This is a genomic window from Pseudomonas sp. HMWF021 (assembly GCF_003061005.1).
Taxonomy (GTDB): Bacteria; Pseudomonadota; Gammaproteobacteria; order Pseudomonadales; family Pseudomonadaceae; genus Aquipseudomonas.
The window spans coordinates 1-5,041 of the sequence record NZ_QAIK01000106.1; the positions used below are offsets into that span (position 1 = coordinate 1).

Annotated in this window: 6 protein-coding genes; 2 read left to right on the forward strand and 4 right to left on the reverse strand. The window is 53.8% G+C overall.

Annotated elements, in window-relative coordinates:
* Position 1: 1 nt before the first annotated feature.
* Positions 2 to 250, reverse strand: coding sequence for a hypothetical protein (locus tag DBR18_RS14145; protein WP_108590775.1), 249 nt, complete (start codon positions 248 to 250; stop codon positions 2 to 4).
* Entirely contained in the window at positions 247 to 501 is a 255-nt protein-coding gene (locus DBR18_RS14150) for a DUF6555 family protein (protein WP_108590776.1), read from the reverse strand. The genes DBR18_RS14145 and DBR18_RS14150 overlap by 4 nt, the downstream gene beginning before the upstream one ends.
* Positions 502 to 704: 203 nt before the next feature.
* On the opposite strand from DBR18_RS14150, the gene DBR18_RS14155 reads away from it, so the two are divergent.
* On the forward strand, positions 705 to 956 hold the full coding sequence (locus tag DBR18_RS14155) for a hypothetical protein (RefSeq protein WP_108590777.1): 252 nt from the start codon (positions 705 to 707) through the stop codon (positions 954 to 956).
* A 173-nt stretch (positions 957 to 1,129) separates the two neighbouring features.
* Positions 1,130 to 1,687, forward strand: a complete 558-nt coding sequence (locus tag DBR18_RS14160) for a fasciclin domain-containing protein (RefSeq protein ID WP_108590778.1) — start codon at positions 1,130 to 1,132, stop codon at positions 1,685 to 1,687.
* 315 nt (positions 1,688 to 2,002) lie between these two features.
* On the opposite strand, the gene DBR18_RS14170 is transcribed toward DBR18_RS14160, so the two are convergent.
* Together DBR18_RS14170 and DBR18_RS14175 are read right to left on the reverse strand one after the other, a co-directional pair.
* Positions 2,003 to 2,413, reverse strand: a complete 411-nt coding sequence (locus DBR18_RS14170) for a response regulator (protein WP_108590780.1) — start codon at positions 2,411 to 2,413, stop codon at positions 2,003 to 2,005.
* A 185-nt stretch (positions 2,414 to 2,598) separates the two neighbouring features.
* A partial coding sequence (locus DBR18_RS14175) for an EAL domain-containing protein (protein WP_108590781.1) occupies positions 2,599 to 5,041 on the reverse strand: 2,443 nt, incomplete at its 5' end.

A 5,041-nucleotide genomic window follows, 5' to 3' on the forward strand; every position in this document is an offset into this window, starting at 1 on the left:
CTCACGGCACTGGTGAGTTTAAAAGTTGACCGCGAATGCGCAGGAGATCCTGCTGCGCTTCGATACGCTTAGCATCGGCCTGCGCTTTCGCTTCAGTAAAGCGCTCCCAGGACACTGCACTGGTAGAGTCGCCCTCAAGCATGCTGTAGGCATGCGCCTCCAGCCGGTCCGCCTCGAGGAAAAGAGCTGCATTTCGCGCTAACTCATCATCGACCGGTGAAAGCGCCGGCGGCTTTCTGTCTTGGCTCATGAAACAGCCTCCGTCCACTCTACCGTGGTGGTCTCCCGCCATCTCACATCCGTCACGCCGAACCGTTCAGCCATGGGTTTGCTGAACACTTTGAGTGGTGCTTTACCCGGCTTTGGAATGGGCGCTAGGTCCGCGTCGCAACACGCCCAATGCCAAGCATCTGCATTTCGCATTTTTGGCGAACGAATAACGAACGATTTCGGCTTCCCATGAAGCCGGTATTCGATGACGTACAGATCAGTGCGGTTCATAGGCCCTCCATATGCTCATATGCAAAGGAGCTATCCGTGGCTGAAAAATTCCAAAAAAATGGCAGTTTTACGTGTCCAGTTCTCGAACCATGTCGAGAACATAGCGCTCCTTGCTTGCGCCTGCTCTGTCCTCCGGTCGGCTCCTGTGAACTGCCCCCAGATTCGCCGGCTCAACAGGCAAAACCTATTGAAGAGTCATTGCCATGAAAACCTGTAAACGTGTTTTCTCTGCGGCCCAGGAAGCCAAGCTTCGTGCCTACGATCACTGGCATCTAACGTTGGAAGATTGCAAGCTGCGAAGAGATTGCCCGGATGCCTACCATGACGAACTTCTGCGCCAGGCAGATGAGTTGGACAGGTTAGGCGTTGTGACGTGGCAGGAATGGCGGGAGCTGCGGATTGCAGCGGATCAGGCCTACCTGCGGGCGGTCGCCGGCGCTGATTACCACGATTGAAGAGAGAATAATCCGTACGAGGATACCGCCCGTTGAAGGTGGAAAACATCGGGCATGTGGGCATAGGGAAGGCTCAAGTAGAGTCATTGTCGCCGCGTTGCATCCATTTCGCCGTTTGCTACGTAAATCTATTACCCCTCATTCGAAGGGTCGAAGATTCAAGGAGACGCACCATGCACACGATCAAACGCATTGCTATCGCTTGCCTCGTCCTTCTGTGTATCAGCACTGGTTCAAGCTTCGCCGCCGACACTGTGATGGTAGGCGGCGCTGCCATGTACCCCAACAAAACCATCGTGGAAAATGCCGTCAACTCTAAAGACCATACGACACTTGTCGCAGCGGTCAAAGCCGCCGGCTTGGTTGATACGCTGAACAGCAAAGGTCCGTTCACGGTCTTCGCTCCGACCAACGAAGCTTTCGCCAAATTGCCTGCTGGCAAAGTTGAAACGCTGGTCAAGCCTGAGCACAAGGCCGACCTCACGAAAATCCTCACCTACCACGTTGTATCCGGTACCCATACGGCCAAGCAACTGATGGATGATGCCAACATGCATGGCGGGAAGGTGATGCTTAAAACCGTTCAAGGTGAGGCGCTGACGGTCTGGCTGCACGCAGGCAAGTTGTGGGTAGAGGATGCAAAAGGCGGTAAAGCCGCCATCACGATTGCCGACGTCATGCAGTCCAATGGGGTCATACACGTCATTGACACCGTTTTGATGCCCAAGTAAGCGCGGGCATGTTCTCTATCCAGATCAATGTCGTTTTCAATTGAAGCATGCCGGTCTTGCTCATCTATCCTGTAGAGAGCGGGGCTGGCATTCTTAGAGGAGCGATCATGCGGACTTTTTCCACTGAGATCGTGTATGTCACTCAAATAATTTGCATATTCGGGACCCTGAGCGTGGGGCTCTTTTGGGGGATGGGCCTGGAAGGGAATTATGAAATTTACACACTGGTATTGGCAGTAATTTTCATTACTGCTGCTCTGTACGGCCGTTGCACCAAGGCAGAGAAATAGCGCCTCTAAATGCCCCCTGCGTTCTTTAGTTTTTACGCAATGGGTACCCTGGCTGGAGAACCTGCGCCACCGCGACGACAAAGTCATCCAGAGACCAAGGTTTTTGCAGATATTTTGTCGAGTGAGGGACAGTCGCCGGCTCCAGCAGATAGCCGGAAATCAGTATAGAGCCAGTGGAGGGCCACTTGCCTTTCACCATCTCAATGAATTCTGCCCCCTGAATCTGCCCAGGCAATGCATGATCCACAACCACAAGGGGGCACGGGGCATGAGCCTCAAGCAAGTATGTCAACGCATCATCGGCTGTTTCAAATGCCAAAGACTGAGCACCGATTTCCTTCAGGATATCGACCATGAGCAAACGAAGCGTCTGATCATCTTCAATCACAATGACTTTACCGGTGATTGGCAGTAACCCTTCCCAATTTAGCTTCAATCTCCAGATCCTTTTTGTCTGGCGTTTGAAAAAATATTACGTCCGCCAGTTTAGAACGAGAACTGAAAATTTCAGTGATTTAAAGCAATCGCCCCGACCAGCGCGGCATTGGAGGGATACATCTGCAACATGTTCCCAGTTGCTACTAAAAAGTAGAGGTCTGAGTGTAAATGGCCCATCCAGACTTATCGTTTGCTCACAAGATGGCTGGGGGGAGTTGTCTTGAAGGGCCTGGTGAATGCGTGGCGTCTGGAAGCCTCCAACAGCCGGGCGAATGTGTGTTTGTCGACGGGCCTGCTCAAAAGATAACCTTGCACTTCATGGCACTCATCTTTACCCAGGAGACCGAGTTGTTCCTCGGTCTCCACGCCTTCTGCGGTCACCGTCAGCCCCATCGCCTTTCCAAGGCTGATGATCGCCTGTACCACTGCACGATCATTCTCACCGTTGCTGATGGAAGCGATGAACCGTTTGTCGATCTTGATGCCGTCAAAAGGGTAGGCGCGCAGGTAACCGAGTGAGGAGTACCCGGTACCGAAGTCATCCATATTCAGTCGAACGCCCAACTGCTTGAGCGCGTTCATTGTGGTCAATGCGCCTTCGGTGTCATTGAGCATGACGTTCTCCGTGATCTCAAGCTCAAGTCGACTCGCTGGAAATTGCGTGCTGACCAGAATCTCCCGCACATCCTCGACAACATCACTGTGAGTGAACTGAGCAGGTGACAGGTTCACGGACAGCATCACATCGTCAGGCCAAGTCAGCGCCGTCTCACAGGCATCGCGTAACACCCATCGTCCCAGCGGTACAATCAGATCCGTTTGCTCTGCCAGCGGAATGAAGAGATCCGGGCCGAGCAAGCCCCGGGTGGGATGCTGCCATCTGACTAAGGCCTCTACCGAAACAATTTCCTTGCCATCCACCTTGTAGCGGGGCTGGTAATGCAATACAAACTCTTGATGCTTGACGGCCACTCTGAGATCGTCTTCCATCTGACGACGCGACTGTATCTGGTCGCTCATGTGCGGTTCGAAGTAGCACCAGGTATTTTTGCCGTCTGCCTTGGCTTGGTACAACGCGATATCTGCACAGCGGATCAGTTCACTTGCGACATAACCTTGCTGGCGACTCACCGCCACCCCGACACTGGCGCCAACATGCAGCGCATGCCCATCATGATCAATCGGTTGATGCAGACATCCGATCAAGCGCGTGCAGAACTTGTCGATCTCGTTATGAGTGTCCATCCCGCTCAACACTACTACAAACTCATCGCCCCCGAGCCTTGCGACTAGATCGTGATCTCGCGTGCACTCGCGAAGTCGCTGGCCGACTTCCTGCAATACGGCATCACCTACGGGGTGCCCGAGCGAATCGTTGATTGGTTTGAAGTTGTCCAAGTCAATCATCAGCACTGACAACGGCGCAGAGTGCTCATTGAGTAACAGGGCATCTTCGAGAAAACGACTCAGCTTGTTGCGGTTGGGCAACCCGGTCAGCGCGTCGTGCATCGAAAGGTGCTGAATCTGGGCGTGTGCCGCGACTTCATCGGTGATGTCGCTAGCAGTCCCTCGATAACCGATCACGCCGCTGTCATCCACGATAGGTCGTGCCGAAAGCCGGCAATAACGCGTTTGCCCGGACTGATCGCGATAGGTGCATCGCAGATCGCTTGCATGACTTTCTTCAGTCAGTTTGTTGAACCACAACGACAGCGGTGTGGTGTCGCATCCCAGCAGCTCCTCTATGTCCTGTCCCAGCCACTGGCGATCTGAAAATCCAGTCACGGCACTGAAGCGACCAGAGAGGTAAGTGATGGACTGGCCTTTGTCTATTTCCCAGATCCAATCAGAGGCGGCTTCGGCGACCGCTCGAAAACGCTCCTCGCTGGCTTCAAGGGCGCGGTTGGCCTCTTCCAGCGCTTTGTTGGAGCGTTGCATCACTTCGAAGCTGGTGTCGACATACCTGGATGAACGCAGCGCATGCCGAAAAAAGTAGGCCGTCAACAGCATGAGCACCACCAAGGTGACGGCCAAAGTGGGTAACAGTGACCACAGCAAATGATGGCCTGGACGTTCCAGGTCGGCGACCATGCTGTAACCGGTGCTGTCGAGTGGGACTTTTTGAACGCTGCCGGCGAGAGTCTCGTCCAGGGCCAAAGTCAGATTCGTCAGACCATAGGCACTACCAAGTTGGCGTAGCTTGGTCGGGGTCAGCTTGTCCACGAAGACCAAAACCGAAGTTTTTCTGGAATCACCCATAGGGCGTTCGTCGTTGGGCAGTATCGCCGACGCAGTGACGAGAGCGGGCCAGCCTTCAAAGAGCGAATAGGTACTGATGGGTTTGGTGAGATCCGCTTGAGACTGGACCTGATCAATCAGAGCGGTAGCGGGTAATTGGAGGTAGGCAGAGAGATCTGACTGCAGGAGTTGGCCTCTGACCAAGGCGTATTTGGTGCGCTCCCGATCCAGCACAAAGACACCGTCGTAACCATCACTGGTAAACAGCGTCTTGCCCATATTCTGATCGGTATATGCCCACCCTACATCGACATCGCCGCTCAGATGCTCAAATGCTGTCGTCCAGTAGGCGTAACTGGTGATGTAGTTTTTTGAGGCGGTGATCCGG